Raw genomic sequence first — 18,502 nt, 5'->3', positions numbered from 1 at the left:
GTGGCTAGGGCGCCCGTCGCAGCGTGCCGCCCCTCGCCTTGACCGGCTCCAGCAGCGACCAGTCACCATCCGGCAGCACATGGCCCTTGGGAAAAGGTGCGCGCGGCTCGAGCCCGAGCGAGCCCAGCACGCGGTCGTCGCGGTAGTAGCATTGCAGTACCACGCGAACGAGCGTGTCCCCAGCCGCACCGCCATGCTTGCGAAACTCGTGCGCCACCGCATCGCGCCTGGCAGCATCGAGCTTCGCGAGCGGTTGGCCGGCTAGCCGCGCCAGATGGTCGAGCGCCGCCACCACCAATTTGCTGTCCCGTCCCAGCGTCGCCAGCATGTCAGCCTGGATCGCGGGGTCGTCGGCGCCCGGCACCTTGTACTCGTTGCTGGCGGGAACGATCATCGCGGCGATGGTGCGGAGGTCGTCGCGCTGTCGCGGCGTGAGGGGGAGTTGATCAGCCATTATGTCCTCTCGTTAGAACTTTACAGCCGCGGTGACGGTGCGCTCCCTCCCCCGCTTGCGGGGGAGGGTCGGGGAGAGGGTGCCTCCGCAGAGAGACTCCCCCAGAGGAGAGAACCCTCACCCGGCACTTCGTGCCGACCTCTCCCGCAAGCGGGAGAGGTGCACCGAACGCGCGGTCAGGTTTGAACATAATCATTCTCAATCGAAGAGGTTCGCGAGGCGCTGCTTCATCTGGTCGGCGATGTAGAGCGCGAGCGCCTGGATAGTGGACGTCGGGTTGACCCCGCCCGAGGTGACGAAGATGCTGCCGTCAACGATGAAGAGGTTTTTCACGTCGTGCGAGCGGCCCCATTCGTTGACGACGGAGCGTTCGGGGTCGGTGCCCATCCGTGCTGTCCCGAGCAGGTGCCAGCCGCCCCACGGGATCGGCGAGTTGACACAGACGTCGCTCGCTCCGGCGGTTTCGAGAATCTCCCGCCCGCGCGCCAGCGCATGCTCCATCATCTTCCGGCTGTTCTCGCTGATTGTGTAGTCGATCCTCGGCGCGGGAATGCCGTGGCTGTCCTTCAAGAGCGGATCGAGCGTGACCTGGTTATGCTCCTCCGGCAGGTCCTCGCAGATCGCGGAAAATCCGAGCCTGTGGCCGTTGAGCTTGCGGAAGACGCGGTGATGATCGGCGCCCCACGGCAGAATGCCCTTCTGCTCGCTGACGACAGCCTCGAACACCGGTCCGGCGCCGCGCACGAACTGAACGCCGTAGCCGCGCACGAAGCCCCGCGACGGGTCGGTGTCGTACCACTCCTTGCTCCACAGGCAGGTCGGCGGCGCGCGATTGCTGTCGGTCGGCTCCTTCACATAACCGTAGATCTGCGCATAGGGATGGAACATCAGGTTCTTGCCGACGAGGCCGGACGAATTGGCAAGCCCGTTCGGAAAGCGGTTCGACGCCGAGTTCAAAAGCAGCCGCGGCGTGCCGACGCCGTTGCAGGCGATGATGACGACATGCGCCGGCTGGAATTGCTCGACGCCGTCCTTGTCGTAATAGACCACACCGGTGGCCATGCCGTTCTCGTCGGTGGTGATCTCGCGCACCCGGCAGTGCGTCCGCAGCTCGACGCCGGCGCGGACCGCGTGCGGCCAATAGGTGATGTCGGTGGAGGATTTAGCGCCTTGCGCGCAGGCCGGCGTGCAATGGCCGAGATTGATGCAGCGCGCGCGGCCCTCGTAGTCCATGGTCGCGACCGTCGTATCCGACGGCCACCAGTGCCAGCCGAGCTTGTTCATGGCCTTGCCGATGATGGCGCCGGACAATCCGAGCGGCTGTTGTGGCATCGGCGGATGCGTCAGTGGCGACAGCGGATCGCCCGAGAGGCCGGACGTGCCCATCATCCGGTCGTTCTCTTCGAAGAACGGGGTCAGCGCGTCGTAGTCGATCGGCCAGTCGTCGGCGACGCCGTCGAGCGTCCTCACCTTGAAATCGGAGGGATGCAAACGCGGCCAGTGCGCGGTGTACATCACTGTCGAGCCGCCGACTGCATTGTAGTTGACGACCTTGATCGGCGAATTGTCGTCGTTGATCGGATAGTCCTCGGGCCGACCGCGGACGTTGGGGCTGGACGACCACTCGCCGTAGAACTTGGCCTCCCAGTCCCGGCCCGTGCTGGGATATTCCGCCGGGTTCATCCAGCCGCCCTGCTCCAGGCAGAGAATGTGCATTTTGGTCTCGGCCAGCGACCACGCGACCGCCGCGCCTGAAGCGCCGGCGCCGATGATCAGGACGTCCACGGGGTCTTTCATCGCGAAATTTTCCTCCCTTCGCCGCTTCCCGGGCGATTCGGCCTCCGCTCCGCAAGGCCGGCGAACGATAGGATCAGAGCGACGGCCGAGTAAAGCCACGGGGCCGGAATGTCGCACTTCGCGGGGCGCAGACCATTGGTATCGCCACATCCGGATGCTAGGAACAAGGCGAACGAGCCATCGATAGCGAGACCTTATGTCCTTCCGAAAATCCTTTGCCAGCGCCCGCGCTTTTGCGCTCGTTTCCTTTATTGCCCTGTCCGGATTTCTGGGCACCTCCGGCCCCGCCTCCGCGCTGACCGCCGCCGCGACGGTCCGCGACGGCAACGCCGTCCAGCTCGGCGACGTCACCTATCGTCTCGACGGCGTAGACGCGCCCGAGCTGGACCAGGTCTGCATCGACGATCATGCCGATCCCTGGACCTGCGGCATCGAGGCCCGCGACCAGCTCGCCAAGCTGATTGGCAAGCGATCGGTGCGTTGCGACGATGTCGGACCGGAAAAGAGCTTCGGCAAGCGGCACCGCGCGATCTGCACGGCCGAAGGCGACAAGACCAGCTTGAACGAGCAGCTGGTCAAGCTGGGCTTTGCAATCGCCCGCGAGCCGGTCAAGGCGAACGTCAAGTCGGCCGCGGCCGACGCGAAATCAACCTCCGCCGGAATCTGGAAGGGCTGCTTTGTTGCACCGCAAGAATTCCGCACCGGCAAGAAGGACGGCGCGCTCCTTGGCGCCGCCTGCCGCGCCGACCGCGACAAGGAGATTCGCGCGGCGCTGTTCCCCGAAAATCTGACGATGCCACCGAGCTGTGGCATCAAGGGCAAGCTTGCGGTGCGCGCGCGCGTGACCGGCAATATCGGCATCTACCATTTACGCGGCTGCCCGAGCTACCCCGCGACGACCAAGCCGGACCGCTGGTTCTGCTCGGAGGAGGACGCCCAGGCCGCGGGCTTCCGCAAGGCCTACAACTGCCGGCGGCCGAAATAACCAAGCCCATCACGCAGCCGTGAGCGCCAGCCGGAGACAGTATTCATCCGGAATTGAACTCTATCGGGAGTTGCTGCATTTGTAAGCGTACGCAAGCGCTTTGCGCGAGCGTTTCCTTGGCGGCAATCCGGCTCCGGCCCGATTGCTTTGCTCGGGCGTTTCCTCCCTAGACTTGGGCCGCTTGTCACAACAAGCGGCTCTTCTTTTTTGCACAATGCGCTAGTGGCGCATCGGCACGATCTGATCCATCGCCGGCATGTTCGCATTCAGATGCGCCATGATCCAGACGGTGCCACCGACCACCAGGAACACGACCAGCAGCCCGAACGCGAGCGCCAGCACGTTGTTGGTGTTGTCGGGGCCGGTGGTGATGTGCAGAAAGAACACGAGGTGCACGCCCATCTGCGCGATCGCCAGCACGATCAGCGCGACGGGAATGGAAGGCTGCCAGACCAGATCGGTGCCGGCGATGAAGAACGAGGTCGCCGTCAGCAGCAGGGCGAGAACAAGACCCACCACGTAGCCGAGGACGCGCGTGCCGACACTGTGTTGCTCCTCGTCGCCCGGCGCAAGGTCATGACCGGCCGGCATGTGCGTCTGATCGCTCATACGCCACTCCCAAGCAAATAGACGACGGAGAAGACTCCGACCCAGACGATGTCGAGTGCATGCCAGAACAACGCAAAGCACATCATCCGGCGCAGCACGTCGGCACGAAAACCCTTCGCAGAGACCTGGGCCATCATGGTGAGGAGCCACAATATGCCGGCCGAGACGTGGAGGCCGTGGCAGCCGACGAGGGAGAAGAACGCAGTCAGGAACGCGCTGCGCGATGGGCCATCGCCTCGCGCGACGAGATCGGCGAACTCGCGAAACTCAATGACCAGAAAGATGAGGCCGAGCAAACAGGTCACGGCCATCCCGAGATAGAACCAGAACCGATTGCGCACATCGGCGGCGATGCTGGCCATGCCGCAGGTGAAGCTCGACAGCAGCAGGCAGACCGTCTCGATCGCAACGTTTCGCTGATCGAATATCTCCGAACCCTTCGGGCCGCCGGCGGTCTGGTCGGCCAGCACCGCATAGGCCGCGAAGAAGCAGGAGAACATCACGATGTCGGAGAGCAGGAAGATCCAGAAGCCATAGGCGGTCACGATGCGCTTCGGCGCTGGGCCGGGATGCTCGATGACGAGCCCGATGTGATGCGGATCGGCGTGTGCACGGCCGGTGGTTGCGGTCATTGACATCAGACTGTCCCCGCCATGCTGACAAGACTGCGCCGCTCCTCGAGATTGACGCGGTCTATTGCAGCGACTTCGTCGGCCGGAATGACGTATTCGTCATGGTCACGCCAGGCGAACACGACGAAGGTCGCGAACGCTCCGATGCCGCCCAAAATCACCATCCACCAGATGTGCCAGATCAGCGCAAAGCCCATGACCGTGGCGAAGAACGCGCAGACAAAGCCGGTCGGCGAATTCCTGGGCATCTCGATGTCATGATACTCGGGCGCATCATGATCGAGCGATTGCTGCTGGCCACGTGTCTTAATGTCCCAGTAGGCATCCTCGCCGCGCACATCGGGATTGAAAGCGAAGTTGAAAACCGGTGGCGGCGACGACGTCGCCCATTCCAGCGAACGGCCGTCCCAAGGGTCGCCAGTGCGATCGCGCAGGGCCTCGCGGTTGCGGATGCTGACCACGATCTGCATGATCTGACAGATCACGCCGATCGTCAGCACGGCCATACCGACGGCTGCAACCAGCATCCAGGGCCGCCACGCCGCGACGTCGTAGTGCTGCATGCGCCGCGTCATTCCGAGCATGCCGGCGACGTAGAGCGGGATGAAGGTGACATAGAAGCCGAGAAAAGTGAACCAGAACGCAAGCTTGCCCCAGCGGTCGTCGAGGCGAAAGCCGAACGCTTTGGGGAACCAGTACTCGAACCCCGCGAAGGCGCCGAACAGCACGCCGCCGATGATGACGTTGTGGAAGTGCGCGACCAGGAACATGCTGTTGTGGAGGACGAAATCGGCCGGCGGCACCGCGACCAGCACGCCCGTCAATCCGCCGATGATGAAGGTGACCATGAAGCCTATCGACCACAGCATCGGCGTCTCGAAGCGGATGCGGCCGCCATACATCGTGAACAGCCAGTTGTAGATCTTCACCCCGGTCGGTATCGCGATGATCATGCTGGCGATGCCGAAGATGGCGTTGACGTCGGGGCCCGCGCCCATCGTGAAGAAGTGATGCAGCCAGACCATGAAGGAGATGACGCAGATCGCCATCGTCGCCAGCACCATCGAGCGATAGCCGAACAGCGCCTTGCCCGAGAAGGTCGAGACCACCTCGGAGAAGATGCCGAAGGCCGGCAGCACCAGGATGTAGACCTCGGGATGCCCCCAGGCCCAGATCAGGTTCATGAACATCATGACATTGCCGCCGGCCTCATTGGTGAAGAAGTGGAAGCCGAGATAGCGGTCGAGCAGCAGCATCGCGAGGGTGGCGGTCAGAATCGGGAAGGCCGCGACGATGAGGAGGTTCGAGGCCAGTGTGGTCCAGCAGAACATCGGCATGCGCAGATAGTTCATGCCCTTGGTGCGCAGCTTCAGCACCGTCGTCACGAGATTGATGCCAGCCACCAGCGTGCCGACGCCGGAGATCTGCAGCGACCACGCGTAATAGTCGACGCCGACGCCGGGCGAGTAGGACAGTTCCGACAGCGGCGGAAACGCGAGCCAACCGGTGCGGGCGAACTCGCCTATCACGAGCGAAAGATTGACCAGCAGTGCACCGGTCGCGGTCAGCCAGAAGCCGACCGAATTGAGCGTCGGGAAAGCGACATCTCGTACGCCAAGCTGGAGCGGCACGATGAGATTCATCAGCCCGATGACGAACGGCATCGCCACGAAGAAGATCATGATGGTGCCGTGCGCAGAGAATATTTGGTTGTAGTGCTCCGGCGGCAGATAGCCTTGTGACTGGTAGGCAACCGCCTGCTGGATCCGCATCATGATGGCGTCGCTGCCGCCGCGCAGCAGCATCACCGAGGCCAGCAGGATATACATCACGCCGATGCGCTTGTGGTCGACGCTGGTGATCCATTCGTGCCAGAGATAGGGCAGATGCCCCTTCACCACGACCCAGGCCAGCACGGCGAGAATCCCGACCAGCACCACCGCGCCTGCGATCAGGGGGATCGGCTGATCGAACGGAATGGCCGACCAATCGAGCTTACCGAGCATCATGGCCTCCACTGTGCGACCGGCCTGCTTCGGATGCGAGCTCTGGGCCCGGTCCCGGCGGAATGTGCTGGGTCGCGATCAGGTCGAACAGCCGGGGATCGTCGAGCCTGTAGGTCGGCCTGCCCTTTTCGATGCCCTGCTGCATCAACTTCTTGTAGCTGTCCTCATTGAGGACGGCACCGCTCTTCGCCGTGGTCGCGACCCAGTCCGGAAAGGCGAGCGGAGAGATCACGTTGACGTCGAACATCATGTCCGGAAAGCCGTCGCCGGAGAAATGCGCCGACAGTCCCTGGAGCTTGCCTTCGTTGTCGGCGCGCAGGTTCAGCTTCGTCACCATGCCGTTCATGGTGTAGATCATGCTGCCGAGCTGCGGGATGAAGAACACGTTCATCACGCTCGACGACGTCAGCTGGAAATTCAGTTCGGCGCCGGCCGGCACCGTCAGGGTGTTGACGGTGGCGATGCGCTGGTCCGGATAGATGAAGAGCCATTTCCAGTCGAGCGAGACGGCCTGGATGCGCACCGGGCTGCCGGTGCCGGGCACGGGTGCCGCGGGATCGAGCTGGTGCGAGCCGATCCAGGCCACGCCGCCGAGCAGGATCACGGTGAGCGCGGGGATCGCCCACACCACCATTTCCACCCGCCCCGAATAGACGAACTCCGGTTGAAAGCGCGCCTTTGGATTGGATGCGCGAAACCAGAACGCAAAGGCCAAAATCGCGAAAATGGTCGGCACCACGATCGCGAGCATGATGAAGACGGAATCGACCAGGATGGTGCTGTTGGCCGCAGCCACAGGCCCTTGTGGATCGAGCAGATTCATCGGCAAGCCACTGGCGGTTGGGAAGCCCCGGGACAGAGCCTAGCGCGGGAAAGGCTCCGCAACAAACGCGATCGCGCGAGGTCGGTTCCTAACGGCGCGGGGCGATCGTTCGCCCTTCTCGCGCGGCGGCATGCAATTCCATGCGATGTCAATGACATGAAAGCGGGAGCCCGGCCCTTCTCGCCGCTCGGGGCGATTGCTAGACTGCACGAAAATGTTTGGGGTGAAACGATATGCAGGGGCCCGAGGACGATCCCGGTCTCGCCGGCAAGGTGGCGCTGGTCAGCGGCCGCGGCGCTGCGGGCGACGGCATTGGCAATGGCCGCGCCGCCGCAATTCTACTGGCTCGCGCCGGCGCCAAAGTGCTGGTGGCCGATCGCGACCTCAAGCTCGCCGAACGTCACGCGACAAGCGCCCGAACGCGAGTCACAAGAACACTAGCAAGGAAAGGAAACACAGGGATGGCCCGCCTGCCCTATCTCGAGGCCGACCAGGTCGCGCCAGAATATCGCGACATGCTCAAGCGCAACACCAATCTGCACAAGCTGCTGGTCAATTCGCCGGAGATGGCGCGTGCCTTTAACGGCATCGGCGGCTACATTCGCTTCAAGAGCAAGCTCGATCCACGGCTGCGGGAGCTTGCGATCCTCCAGGTCGGCTGGATGGAGAAATCGGAATACGAATTCACTCACCATGTGAAGATCGGCAAGGAATTCGGCGTCACCGATGATGATATCGCCGGCCTGATTGCCGAGACCGACGGCGAGCCCTCGACGCTCGAGCCACAGGCGAAGGCGATCCTGAAAGGTGCCCGCGAGATGGTACGCGAGCTCGCGATGTCGGACGCAACCTTTGCAGAGATCAGGCAGCATCTCTCGGACGAGCACATGGTCGACCTCGTGCTGACCATCGCCTTCTATTGCGGCGTGGTGCGCGTGCTCGCCACCATGAAGATTGACAACGAGCCGTATTACAAAGAGGTACTCCAGCAGTACCCGATCCCGGGAGTGAACTGACATGCGCTTGAAGGACAAGGTTGCGATCGTCGTGGGCGCCGGCCAGAGCCCCGGCGAAGGCATGGGCAATGGCCGCGCCACTGCTCTGACCTTCGCGCGCGAGGGCGCCAAGGTGCTCTGCGTCGATCATCATCTGGAATCGGCGCAGGAGACCGCCGCCATGTTCGCGGCGAACCATGGCACCGCCGCGGCGTTCAAGGCCGACGTCACAAAGTCCGCTGACATCAAGGCGATGGTCGCGGAGGCGCAGGCGCGCTGGGGCCGGATCGACGTGCTGCACAACAATGTCGGCGTCAGCCTGTCCGGCGGCGACGCCGAGCTGCTGCAAATTACCGAGGAGGCCTTCGACCGCGTCGTCGCGATCAATCTGAAGAGCTGCATTTGGGCGGCGAAAGAGGTGATCCCGATCATGCGCGCGCAAGGAAGCGGCGCGATCATCAACATCTCCTCGATGGCGGCGATCACCACCTATCCTTACGTCGCCTACAAAGCGACGAAGTCGGCGATGATCGCTTTCACCGAGCAGCTCGCCTACCAGAACGCGGAATACGGCATCCGCGCCAACGTCATCCTGCCGGGCCTGATGAACACGCCGATGGCGGTCGACACCCGCGCCCGCGAATGGCACAAGACCCGCGCCGAAGTCGAAGCCGAACGCGACAGCAAGGTGCCGCTGCGCAGGAAGATGGGCACAGGCTGGGACGTCGCGAATGCCGCGCTGTTCCTGGCCTCGGACGAGGCGAATTTCATCACCGGTGTGACCTTGCCGGTGGATGGCGGAGCGAGTGTGAGACGGGGGTAGGCACCGCAAGCACGCTGCTCTTCCTTCTCCCTTGCGGGAGAAGGCGGTGCGAAGCGCCGGATGAGGGGTTTCTCTCCGCACACGCAGAGGAGTTCGCCGATAGAACCCCTCACCCGTCTCGCCGCTGCGCGGCGAGCCACCCTCTCCCGCAAGGGGCGAGGGTACACCTTCATCGCGGCACGCTTGTCACCCGCCAGATCGTCCCGTTGCCATCCTCCGACACCAGCAGCGATCCATCCTTCGCCACCGCAACTCCCACCGGCCGCCCCCACACCTCGGTGTCGCTGACCACGAATCCTGTGACGAAATCCTCGTACTCGCCGGTCGGCTTGCCGTCCTTCATCCGGATGCGGATCACCTTGTAGCCGGTGCGCTTCGACCGGTTCCAGGAGCCGTGCTCGGCCGCGAAAGCATCGCCCCGATACTCGGACGGAAACTGCGTGCCCTGATAGAAGGTTATGCCGAGCGAGGCCGAGTGCGGCTGCACCAGCACATCAGGCACCGTCACCTTGTCCTTGAGGTCCGGCCGCGCGCCGGCGTGGCGCGGGTCTTCATTGCCGCCGATATAGAACCACGGCCAGCCATAGAAGGCGCCTTCCTTCACGCTGGTGACGTAATCAGGCACGAGATCGTCGCCGAGCCCGTCGCGTTCGTTGGTCGAGCACCAGGGCAGCCCGGTCTGCGGCTGGACCGCGAGCCCGACACAGTTGCGGATTCCGGTGGCGTATATCTTCCGCTCCTTCCCCTCGGGGGTAAAGGCGAGCACGGTGGCGCGCTCGGTCTCGCTGGCCCAGGCCGCACCGAGCGGTTGCGCTTTCGACCAGGCTTCCACGCCACCCGGCGCCGTGCCCATGCCCTCGGCGACATTGCTGAGCGAGCCGACCGATACCAGCATGCGCTTGTTGTCGGGCGTGAACACGATGTCGCGGGTGGAATGACCGCCGTCATGCGGCAGGCTCGCCACGATCGTCTCCGCCTTGCCGCGCGCCTTGAGATCGCCGGCCTGATAGGGAAAGCGGACGACGCTGTCGGTGTTGGCAACGTAGACCCATTGCGGATTGTCGCCGTTTGGGAAGAAGGCGATGCCGAACGGCTGCCGCAGTCCGGCAGCGAACACCTCGTTGGTCGCGACCTTGCCGCCGTCGCCGGCGCGCAACACGCGGATGTTGCCCGCGCGCGTCTCGGCGACGAAGACATCGCCGTTCGGCGCCACGCGCACGATGCGCGGGGCGCGCAGACCCTCGGCGAACAGCTCGATCTTGAAGCCGGCCGGCACCTGAAGCGCCCCCTCCGGCGGGCGCGGCACCACGCGCGACGAACTCGCAACCGACCGGGTAGCGCCGGGCCTGACCAGATCCTGCGGCCGGATCAACCTGACCGTGCCGGGCTTGTCGGCCTTCCAATCGCCGTAGGCGTCCTTGCCCTGCAACAGCGCCTCAGCCTGGGCGCAGGTCGCGACCGCGACCAGCCACCCCGTGGACATCGCCACGAACGAAATCCTGTTCTTCAAATCATTTCCTCCCGGCCGTTACATCTGGCGCATCAACGCCGATTGGCGCGCAAACGTTCTGCGACAGGTCAAATGCCTGCCGAATCCCACGTCAGCTCATGCCCGCACGATGTGCATCAGCCGCAGCCCATCGTACTGGAAAATGCGGCTGATCGGTGCGACACATTGTAAGGGCGGGGCCGCCGGTTGCGGTCATCAAGCTGCGGCATTGGTGTCGCATCTGTTGGGGTGGTCATGTGGGGATCCATCATATCGGAATGGGCGAGCCTGCTGCTCCGCTGGTTGCACGTGGTCGCCGCGATCGCCTGGATCGGCAGTTCCTTCTATTTCATCGCCCTCGACCTCAGCCTCAAGCCTGACAGCGATCTGCCGGACGGCGTGCAGGGCGAGGCCTGGCAGGTCCATGGCGGCGGCTTCTACCGGATCATGAAATACCTGGTCGCGCCCGCCCAGATGCCGGACGAACTGACCTGGTTCAAATGGGAGGCCTACACCACCTGGCTGTCCGGTTTCGCGCTGATGGTGGTGGTGTATTATCTCGAAGCCGATTTGTTCCTGGTCGACAAGTCGATCCTCGACCTCACGCCATTCCAGGCCGGCTTGTTCAGCCTCTGTAGCCTGGCGCTGGCATGGCTGCTCTACGAAGGCGCCTGCCGTACCGGGCTCGCGCAACGCGAGCTGCCCTTCGCAATCGGCGGCTATCTGTTCCTGGTCGCGTTGACCTATGCTTTCACCCACGTGTTGAGCGGCCGCGGCGCCTTCAATCAGATCGGGGCGATCATCGGCACCATCATGGTCGCCAACGTCTTCACGCTGATCATCCCGAACCAGAAAAAGATCGCGGCCAGCCTGATCGCAGGACAGGCGCCCGATCCAAAGCTCGGCAAGTCAAGCAAGGAGCGCTCGGTCCACAACAACTATCTGACGCTGCCTGTCGTCGTACTGATGATCAGCAACCATTATCCCCTGCTCTATGCCACCCGCTTCAACTGGATCATCGTCGCCATCATCCTGGCGCTCGGTCCCGTGATCCGTCATTTCTTCAACGAGGGTCATGCCGGACGCAGATCGCCGTGGTGGGTGTGGGGTGTCGCAGCCGTCGGCGTGATCGCGATCCTGTTCCTCTCGGCGGCCGGCCCACGCGAGGTCAAGGCAAGCGCGCTGTCGGCGCAGCCGACGCTTGCCAATGTCGAGGAGATCGTGATGTCCCGCTGCAGCATGTGCCACGCGACCGAGCCGGTCTGGGCCGGCATCGTCACCGCGCCGAAGGGCATATTGCTCGACGCGCCCGAGCACATCCATCGCAACATCCGCCTGATCGGCCGCGTCGCTGCCTGGTCCAATGCGATGCCGCCGGGCAACATCACCGAAATGACCAGCGAGGAGCGCGCCATCCTCGCCGCCTATATCGAGCAGGCGCGCTGACGCCATCACCCGTCGATATCGGCTTTCGCGGAACGAAATTTCTGCATGTCCCGCCGATTTGAAAATGACTTGAACGCTTATCCGGCGTAGACAGAAGCAGTGGCCCGGCGCGGCCTCAAGTCAATTTGCATGCGGGGAAAGAACAGTGGCCCTCAAGAACGTCATCGGTATCGACCACGCCGTGGTCATGGTTCAGGACCTCGACAAAGCCGCCGAGAACTACCGGCAGCTCGGCTTCACCATCTCGCCGCGCGGCACCCACAGCGCGCATATGGGCACCGGCAACTACACCATCATGTTCGACCCGGATTATATGGAGCTGCTTGGCGTGCTCGCCGCGACCGAGCACAACGCGCCGGCGCGTGCCTTCCTTGACAAGCGCGGCGAAGGCATCGAGCGCATTGCCTTCACCGCGATCGATTCCACCGCCGGCGCGGAGGAAATCCGCGCGCGCGGCCTGGAGCCGATCGGCCCGACCGATTTCGAACGACCCGTGACGCTGCCTGATGGCACGATCTCGGCGGCGAAATTCCGCACCTTCATGTGGCCGACCGCTGAAGCGCCCGGCGGCGTGCGCATCTTCGCCTGCCAGCACAAGACGCGCGAGACGGTGTGGATTCCCGAGCTAATGAAGCACGCCAATGCAGCCAAGCGCATCAAGCAGACATTGATCGCGACGCCCGATCCCGCGAAGGACGCCTCGCATCTGGGACGGCTGATCGACCGCGAGCCGAAGGCCGAGGCCGACGGCGCGGTGACCGTGCCCTCCGGTGGCGATCGTGCCGATTTCGTTTACTTGACGCTGGAGCAACTCGGCAAACGCTATCCCGGCGTGCCGCTCGCGGGTCTTTCCGAACGCGGTGGCGCTGCCCTGGTGCTCGTGAGCGGCGATCTCGCGGCTACCGAGAAGGCGCTTGGTTCGGCAGCGGTGCGCAGCGGGCCTGCGATCTGCGTGCCGCCGGCCAAGGCGAACGGCACCCTGCTCTCCTTTGTTGCCGGCTGATTTGAACTAACTCTTTAACAAGCTGTCGCCCGGCGATGCCGCCGAGATCGCGATGCGCAAGGACTTTCCCAAAGACTAGTTCGAGGCGCGCCTGCCGCCGGACTTCCCCTGCTGCTCGGACGAGGAGTCCGTCGGCGGATCCAGGAAGACCACCGGCATGCCGCGCTTGACGTGTTCGCCCAGCGCGCGCACGTCCCAATTGGTCAGCCTGACGCAGCCATGCGACGCGGACTTGCTGACCCTGTCGGGCTCCGCCGTTCCGTGGATGCCGTAACCCTGTGCGGACAAGCCGATCCAGTATGCTCCCACCGGATTGTTCGGGCCCGGCTGAACATCGAACGGCTTTTTCGATCTGACGCTTCTGAACTTGTAGTCGGGGTTGTAGTGATAGACCGGATTCTCGTGCGTGCTGGTGATCTTGAGCGTACCGCTCGGCGTCGGACGATCCGGACTTCCGATTGACGCGGGATAGAAGGCGATCAGGGTGCCGCCCCCATCGAATGCTTTCAGCGTGCCGTTCTTCTTGTCGATCTCGAGCCGCGCAACATCTGGTAGCTCGCTTCGTGCAGAGACATTCGCAACGGTAATCGTCTCTCCAGCCTTGTCGAAGGACTTACCGGGATTGAGCGTCCGAAGCAGGTCTGCGCTCATGTGGAATTTCTCGGCAAGCCCTTCGAGCGGACTGGTGTAGCTCAGCGCCTTCAGCGGCTTCATGTCATCAAGCTTGCCGGGCAGCTCCTTCAGAAACGGCCCCTTCACATCGGCGTCGGTGATCTTGTATTCGACGAGGACAGGGCCTTCGCTCGCGGCATTCAACTTGTCCCAAAGCTCCGGTGCGATCATTTTGTCGGATGCAACGCCGTTCTGCTCGGCGAATGCCTTCAGCGCCTTCTGCGCGTTCTCGCCGAGCTTGCCGTCGATCTCCCCGGGCGAGAACCGGGCACGATCGAGCAGAATCTGAAGCTTCACGATTGCGGCGTTGAGCTTGTCGCTAGCAGGTGGCTTGGCGGGACGCGCAGCATCGTTCACCGCTGCTGCATCGAGATTGCCCGCAAGCGCCGGAGAGATCACCGACAGCAAAATCACCGCGCCCAGCATCCACCGCATCATCTCGTTCGTCCCAATTCGCCAATGCCCGCAAATTCGCGGAGCAGAGAGTTTCCCGGCGGGAACACCGTAGTAACACCGGCGGAACCGACGAGACCGCAGCTTTGCCGCAATCGCAGGGTTAAGAACTCCTTAGCGTCGGCGCACCGCCGGCCGTTCACCCACAGTTCGAGGTTGCTCCAGCAAATGCGATTTGTCGTCGCGGCTTGCGCCGCGTTCATGATTCTGATGTGCGACTTCGATCCGTCGGCGTCCCGCCAAACATCAGCTTTCGACCGTGCCGTTCTTCAAAACACTCAGGCCTCGCCACTTGTTCCCGTGGTCGAGCTGTTCCTCGCAAGCGTGCAGGCCCTCGAGCTTGCCAATGCGCGCGCGGCCTATGAGGAGACACCCGCGCCGCCGCGGGCGGTTGAACCCATCGCGCAGGCGCCGGCTTCGCCGACGGAGCGATTCTGCCACGCGCTTCGTGGCGCTGCCGAAGCCAGCGGCATTCCCGTGCCGTTCTTCGCGCGCCTGATCTGGCAGGAGAGCCGCTTCAAGTCGAACGAAGTCAGCCAGGCCGGTGCGCAAGGAGTCGCACAGTTCATGCCGGAAACCGCAGCGGAGGTCGGGCTGGATGATCCGTTCGACGCGATGAAGGCGCTGCCGGCATCGGCCAAATTCCTGCGCAAGCTGCGCGACGATTTCGGCAATCTCGGCCTTGCCGCAGCCGCCTACAACGCAGGCCCCGGCCGGATCCAGAAATGGCTCGCCAAAGAGAGCGAGCTGCCGCGCGAGACACGCGACTATGTCCGCATCATCACCGGCACCAAGGCTGAGGACTGGACCGAACGCGCGGAAGCCCTCGCGATCCGGATCGACCTGCCGCGCGAAGCTCCATGCGAGGGCATCGGCAGCCTGTCCAAGACCAAAGACGTCGCCTGGGTTCCGGTGAACCTGACACCCTCGGTCACGACCATCATTCGCAAGGCGGAGCAACTGGCGGCGCGGTTGACGGCCAGCCGCGCGCGCAAGCGGCTCGCGTCCCTGATCCGGAAGAGCACCCACGGCAAGGCACGCAGCATGATCGCCGCGCGCGCGGCGGGAAAGAGCGCGAAGGCCCGCGCTATCCGTTTTGCAGCGCGCGAACGATCTTCGGGCTGATGCGAAACCCGGAAGCCGCTCAATGGAGCGGCTTCCGGCGGTCCGCGTTCACTTGAAACGTTGGCTAATTGACCTACGCTATGCGCCGCCTGCACGGAACCAGCGATGCCATCGAAAAGCGCCGGGATCATTGCCTATCGGAAGCGCCTGGAGGTCGAGGTCCTGCTCGTTCATCCCGGAGGACCGTTCTGGCGCAACAAGGACCTCGGTGCATGGTCGATCCCGAAGGGCGAGTATGCGGACGGAGAAGACGCAGAGATCGCCGCGCGACGGGAGTTTGCGGAGGAGCTTCGACTTGAGCTGTCCACGCCGCTGACTTCGCTTGGTCAGGTCAAGCAGCGCGGCGGCAAGGTCGTCTCCGCGTTCGCGGCCGAGTTCGACGACGATTTGCGCAGCATTCGCAGCAACACTTTCGAGATGGAATGGCCGCCGCGCAGCGGCAAACGTCAGACCTTCCCGGAGGTCGACCGTGCAGAATGGTTCACGCTCGCGGAAGCGCACGAGAAGATCAACGCCGGACAGCGCCCTCTGCTCGAGCGGCTGGCGGAGGTGGTCGACATCACGCCAAGCAGACGCGCTACTCCGCCTTGATGTTCGCGGCCGCCACGACTTCGGCGAGCTCCTTGGTCTCCTTTGCGATCTTGGCCGCATACTCGGCAGGACTCAGCACGCTGACGACGCCCTGCGTCTCCAGCCGCTCCCGTAACACCGGATCGTTGGCGGCGGCGACGATCTCCCGATGCAGCATCTCCAGCGTCGACGCGGGCGTTGCTTTCGGCATGAAGAAGCCGACCCAGAACGAGATGTCGAAGCCGGGATAGCCGGCTTCCGCGACGGTCGGCACATCCGGCAGCGCCGGCAGCCGCTCGGCTGAGGACACCGCGAGCGCGCGCAGCTTGCCGGCCTTCACCAGCGGCACGGCGGACAAGGGATCGAACACCGCCAGGACCTCCTGCGCGAGGATGCCGACCTCGGACGCAGCACCGCCGCGATAGGGCACGTGGATCATCTTGACGCCGGCCTTCTGGCTGAGCAGCTCCATGGCGAGATGGGCGAGGTTGCCGTTGCCGCCCGAGCCGTAGGCAAGCGCGCCGGGCGCGGCCCTTGCCGCCGCGACGAGATCGGCGACGGTGTTGATGTTGGCCGTCTTGGGATTCTCCGGATTGACCACGAGCACGAGCGGCGCGGACACGACGGTGGTGAGCGGCGCGAAGTCTTTTTCCGGATCGTAGCGGATATCCCTGAACAGCGTCTTGTTGAGCGTGATGGTGGAGGAGTTGCAGGCCAGCATCGTGTAGCCGTCGCCTTCCGCACGCGCGACGCCTTCGGCGGCGATCATGCCGTTGGCGCCGGCGCGGTTCTCGACCACGAAGGCTTGTCCGAGCTTGTTGCTCAGCCGATCGGCGACGATGCGCGCGACGACGTCGACCGGGCCGCCCGCGCTGAAGCCGACCATGATCTTGACCGGCCGCACCGGATATTTCTGCGCAAAGGCCCCGGTCGTCGCGCACAATCCGGCGACGATCGCCAGCAGGCGAAGCGTTCGTTGCATTCGTTCTCTCCCCAGGCGACTCAGGCCTCTTTTGCATGAGGCGGCGCATTCGCAGATCATGATGAGGGGGTGCGCCGGATTTCGCAATCGCGTTTGCACGCTGGCATTCCGTCGCGCGGCAGGTCGGAGCAGCTTCAAAACAAAAAACGTGAAAACAACCCCATGCACAGTAGCCGGCACTTGCGAAATCAAGGACTTGCAAGAACAAGGACTCGCACGAACAAGGATTTGCACGAACGAGGATTGCGCGCTTTGCAATCTTCGTTTGACTCGTCGGGCAAAACACTGGCAGAATGCCATCATCGCAACATTCGCCAGCGTCCACGCCGCCCGACCACGGGGCGCCTCGCGGCAATTGCGCATAAGCCCTTCATCAACATCCCGAAAATCCCACAGGCGCGCAGCGAGCGATCGATGTCGCGCGCAATGCGCCCGCGCGGGCAAAGGACACAGCACATGACGACATCTGCGAAACGCCACAGCACGCTGCCGGTTGCGGCAAACGATCGCAGCGGCCCCGCCGCGAGCCCGCGGGTCAAGCTCTACAAGCGGCGGATTGCGATCCGCCATGCCGACCCGCAAGCCGGCGAACGGTTACTCGCCGAGGCGCTCGGCGCCGCCGACCGCGACGCGCTGCATGGTCTGCTCAGCCAATTGGTGAAGGCCAGCGTGATCGGGCGCAAGCCCGATGAAGCCAACCTCGCCTTCCTGATCTCGCTGGTGAAGAATATCGCGCCGAAGGACTCGATCGAGGCCATGCTCGCAGTGCAGATGGTGTCCGTTCACGCCGCAGCGATGCGCTCCGCCTGCCGCCTCGGCCTCACCGACGACATTCCGCAGCAGGAGAGCCTCACACGCGCCCTGACCCGGCTGGCCCGCACCTTCGCAAGCCAGATCGAGGCACTGAGCCAGCACCGCAACAACGGCGAGCGCGCGATCACGGTCCGGAATTTGTCGGTGCAGGACGGCGGCAGGGCGATCGTGGGCAACGTCACGCAACACGCGAGCATGATCGTCGCGGCGCCGAACCTTGCGACGGCCGCAGGACCAGTCCCGCCGCGCGAGGCCGGCGAATACGAACGGGCCGAATCCAGACATGGCGCCAGCGCATGAGCGGCGATCACATCCGCAACACGAGCGCGATGTGGACGAGCCCGCGTTGCGGCGCCGAAACGCGACGCGGCACCACCTGCCGCGCGCCCGCAGTGCACGGCAAGTCCCGCTGCCGCATGCACGGCGGCGCACGGAAATCAGGCGCGCCGCAGGGAAATCAGAATGCGCGGACGCATGGCGCATTCACGGGCGATGCGGTCGCTGAACGAAAGCAGGTTCGCGAGGTGCTGGATGATGCGTTGAAGCTGCTTGGGAAGCTGTCGCGAGTTGCCGAATAGATTCTCAAGGCAAGCCACCGTAGATCGCAATCGTTGTTGACGAACAGGTTGCTGAGACCCGCAACAGATGCCCTGCAGACTTGCACCGTGGGTCATTTCTTAAGTCCGTGAGGGCTTCGGTCGGCTACGCCGTCACGAGCGGACAAGCTCGGTGTCAGCCAAGAGGTCGGCTAAGGGCCAAAACCGGAAGTGCCAGTCATAAGGCTTGAGTGCTCGTTACTCCGGCAGCCCGGCTTGGCGTAATCCT

At 63.9% G+C, this 18,502-nt stretch carries 18 protein-coding genes; 9 read left to right on the top strand and 9 right to left on the bottom strand.

What is annotated here, in order from left to right:
- Positions 1-4: 4 nt before the first annotated feature.
- Both BRA471DRAFT_RS12370 and BRA471DRAFT_RS12365 read right to left on the bottom strand, forming a co-directional pair.
- Entirely contained in the window at positions 5-454 is a 450-nt protein-coding gene (locus tag BRA471DRAFT_RS12370; protein ID WP_007607606.1) for a hypothetical protein, read from the bottom strand.
- Positions 455-652: 198 nt separating this feature from the next.
- On the bottom strand, positions 653-2,251 hold the full coding sequence (locus BRA471DRAFT_RS12365) for a GMC family oxidoreductase (RefSeq protein WP_007607603.1): 1,599 nt from the start codon (positions 2,249-2,251) through the stop codon (positions 653-655).
- Positions 2,252-2,447: 196 nt separating this feature from the next.
- Here BRA471DRAFT_RS12365 and BRA471DRAFT_RS12360 point away from each other — a divergent pair, with 196 nt between their 5' ends.
- On the top strand, positions 2,448-3,236 hold the full coding sequence (locus BRA471DRAFT_RS12360; RefSeq protein WP_007607601.1) for a thermonuclease family protein: 789 nt from the start codon (positions 2,448-2,450) through the stop codon (positions 3,234-3,236).
- A 219-nt stretch (positions 3,237-3,455) separates the two neighbouring features.
- Here the strand turns inward: BRA471DRAFT_RS12360 and cyoD are convergent, their stop codons facing one another.
- From cyoD to BRA471DRAFT_RS12340, 4 genes are read right to left on the bottom strand one after another with little or no spacing between them, the layout of a single operon-like run.
- Positions 3,456-3,845: a cytochrome o ubiquinol oxidase subunit IV gene (gene cyoD / locus BRA471DRAFT_RS12355; RefSeq protein ID WP_007607599.1), complete on the bottom strand. Its 390-nt coding sequence runs from the start codon at positions 3,843-3,845 to the stop codon at positions 3,456-3,458.
- A complete protein-coding gene (locus BRA471DRAFT_RS12350; RefSeq protein ID WP_007607598.1) occupies positions 3,842-4,483 on the bottom strand; it encodes a cytochrome (ubi)quinol oxidase subunit III in 642 nt (213 codons plus the stop codon). The genes cyoD and BRA471DRAFT_RS12350 overlap by 4 nt, the downstream gene beginning before the upstream one ends.
- On the bottom strand, positions 4,483-6,483 hold the full coding sequence (cyoB, locus tag BRA471DRAFT_RS12345) for a cytochrome o ubiquinol oxidase subunit I (protein ID WP_007607597.1): 2,001 nt from the start codon (positions 6,481-6,483) through the stop codon (positions 4,483-4,485). Before cyoB ends, BRA471DRAFT_RS12350 begins: the two co-directional genes overlap by 1 nt.
- On the bottom strand, positions 6,473-7,306 hold the full coding sequence (locus BRA471DRAFT_RS12340) for a hypothetical protein (RefSeq protein ID WP_007607596.1): 834 nt from the start codon (positions 7,304-7,306) through the stop codon (positions 6,473-6,475). The genes cyoB and BRA471DRAFT_RS12340 overlap by 11 nt, the downstream gene beginning before the upstream one ends.
- A 233-nt stretch (positions 7,307-7,539) precedes the next feature.
- On the opposite strand from BRA471DRAFT_RS12340, the gene BRA471DRAFT_RS12335 reads away from it, so the two are divergent.
- On the top strand, positions 7,540-8,322 hold the full coding sequence (locus BRA471DRAFT_RS12335; protein WP_007607595.1) for a carboxymuconolactone decarboxylase family protein: 783 nt from the start codon (positions 7,540-7,542) through the stop codon (positions 8,320-8,322).
- Position 8,323: 1 nt separating this feature from the next.
- Complete coding sequence (locus BRA471DRAFT_RS12330) at positions 8,324-9,124, top strand: SDR family NAD(P)-dependent oxidoreductase (RefSeq protein ID WP_007607591.1); 801 nt, start codon at positions 8,324-8,326, stop codon at positions 9,122-9,124.
- A 169-nt stretch (positions 9,125-9,293) separates the two neighbouring features.
- Here the strand turns inward: BRA471DRAFT_RS12330 and BRA471DRAFT_RS12325 are convergent, their stop codons facing one another.
- On the bottom strand, positions 9,294-10,634 hold the full coding sequence (locus BRA471DRAFT_RS12325; RefSeq protein ID WP_007607590.1) for a sorbosone dehydrogenase family protein: 1,341 nt from the start codon (positions 10,632-10,634) through the stop codon (positions 9,294-9,296).
- Positions 10,635-10,868: 234 nt separating this feature from the next.
- On the opposite strand from BRA471DRAFT_RS12325, the gene BRA471DRAFT_RS12320 reads away from it, so the two are divergent.
- Positions 10,869-12,059 (top strand): urate hydroxylase PuuD, encoded by a 1,191-nt coding sequence (locus tag BRA471DRAFT_RS12320; RefSeq protein WP_007607588.1) that lies wholly within the window; start codon positions 10,869-10,871, stop codon positions 12,057-12,059.
- 145 nt (positions 12,060-12,204) lie between these two features.
- Positions 12,205-13,062 (top strand): VOC family protein, encoded by an 858-nt coding sequence (locus tag BRA471DRAFT_RS12315; protein ID WP_007607586.1) that lies wholly within the window; start codon positions 12,205-12,207, stop codon positions 13,060-13,062.
- A gap of 75 nt (positions 13,063-13,137) precedes the next feature.
- Here the strand turns inward: BRA471DRAFT_RS12315 and BRA471DRAFT_RS12310 are convergent, their stop codons facing one another.
- A complete protein-coding gene (locus BRA471DRAFT_RS12310) occupies positions 13,138-14,172 on the bottom strand; it encodes a L,D-transpeptidase family protein (protein ID WP_007607584.1) in 1,035 nt (344 codons plus the stop codon).
- 183 nt (positions 14,173-14,355) lie between these two features.
- Here BRA471DRAFT_RS12310 and BRA471DRAFT_RS12305 point away from each other — a divergent pair, with 183 nt between their 5' ends.
- Both BRA471DRAFT_RS12305 and BRA471DRAFT_RS12300 read left to right on the top strand, forming a co-directional pair.
- Positions 14,356-15,312 carry a lytic transglycosylase domain-containing protein gene (locus BRA471DRAFT_RS12305; RefSeq protein WP_007607579.1) on the top strand — a complete coding sequence of 319 codons (957 nt, stop codon included), beginning with the start codon at positions 14,356-14,358 and terminating at the stop codon, positions 15,310-15,312.
- Between the two features lie 105 nt (positions 15,313-15,417).
- On the top strand, positions 15,418-15,903 hold the full coding sequence (locus BRA471DRAFT_RS12300; protein WP_007607577.1) for an NUDIX domain-containing protein: 486 nt from the start codon (positions 15,418-15,420) through the stop codon (positions 15,901-15,903).
- Here BRA471DRAFT_RS12300 and BRA471DRAFT_RS12295 read toward each other — a convergent pair.
- The gene (locus tag BRA471DRAFT_RS12295) at positions 15,890-16,864 is read right to left on the bottom strand and encodes a tripartite tricarboxylate transporter substrate binding protein (protein WP_007607576.1); all 975 of its coding nucleotides are present in this window, start codon (positions 16,862-16,864) and stop codon (positions 15,890-15,892) included. The genes BRA471DRAFT_RS12300 and BRA471DRAFT_RS12295 overlap by 14 nt on opposite strands.
- A gap of 456 nt (positions 16,865-17,320) precedes the next feature.
- Here BRA471DRAFT_RS12295 and BRA471DRAFT_RS12290 point away from each other — a divergent pair, with 456 nt between their 5' ends.
- Together BRA471DRAFT_RS12290 and BRA471DRAFT_RS12285 are read left to right on the top strand one after the other, a co-directional pair.
- A complete protein-coding gene (locus tag BRA471DRAFT_RS12290) occupies positions 17,321-17,977 on the top strand; it encodes a hypothetical protein (protein WP_007607574.1) in 657 nt (218 codons plus the stop codon).
- Positions 17,974-18,255 carry an HGGxSTG domain-containing protein gene (locus BRA471DRAFT_RS12285; RefSeq protein ID WP_007607572.1) on the top strand — a complete coding sequence of 94 codons (282 nt, stop codon included), beginning with the start codon at positions 17,974-17,976 and terminating at the stop codon, positions 18,253-18,255. The genes BRA471DRAFT_RS12290 and BRA471DRAFT_RS12285 overlap by 4 nt, the downstream gene beginning before the upstream one ends.
- Positions 18,256-18,502: the final 247 nt, after the last annotated feature.

The sequence above is a fragment of the Bradyrhizobium sp. WSM471 genome, from assembly GCF_000244915.1.
Taxonomy (GTDB): Bacteria; Pseudomonadota; Alphaproteobacteria; order Rhizobiales; family Xanthobacteraceae; genus Bradyrhizobium.
The sequence above is the reverse complement of the archived record's forward strand: the minus strand, read 5'-3'. Positions and strand labels throughout refer to the sequence as shown.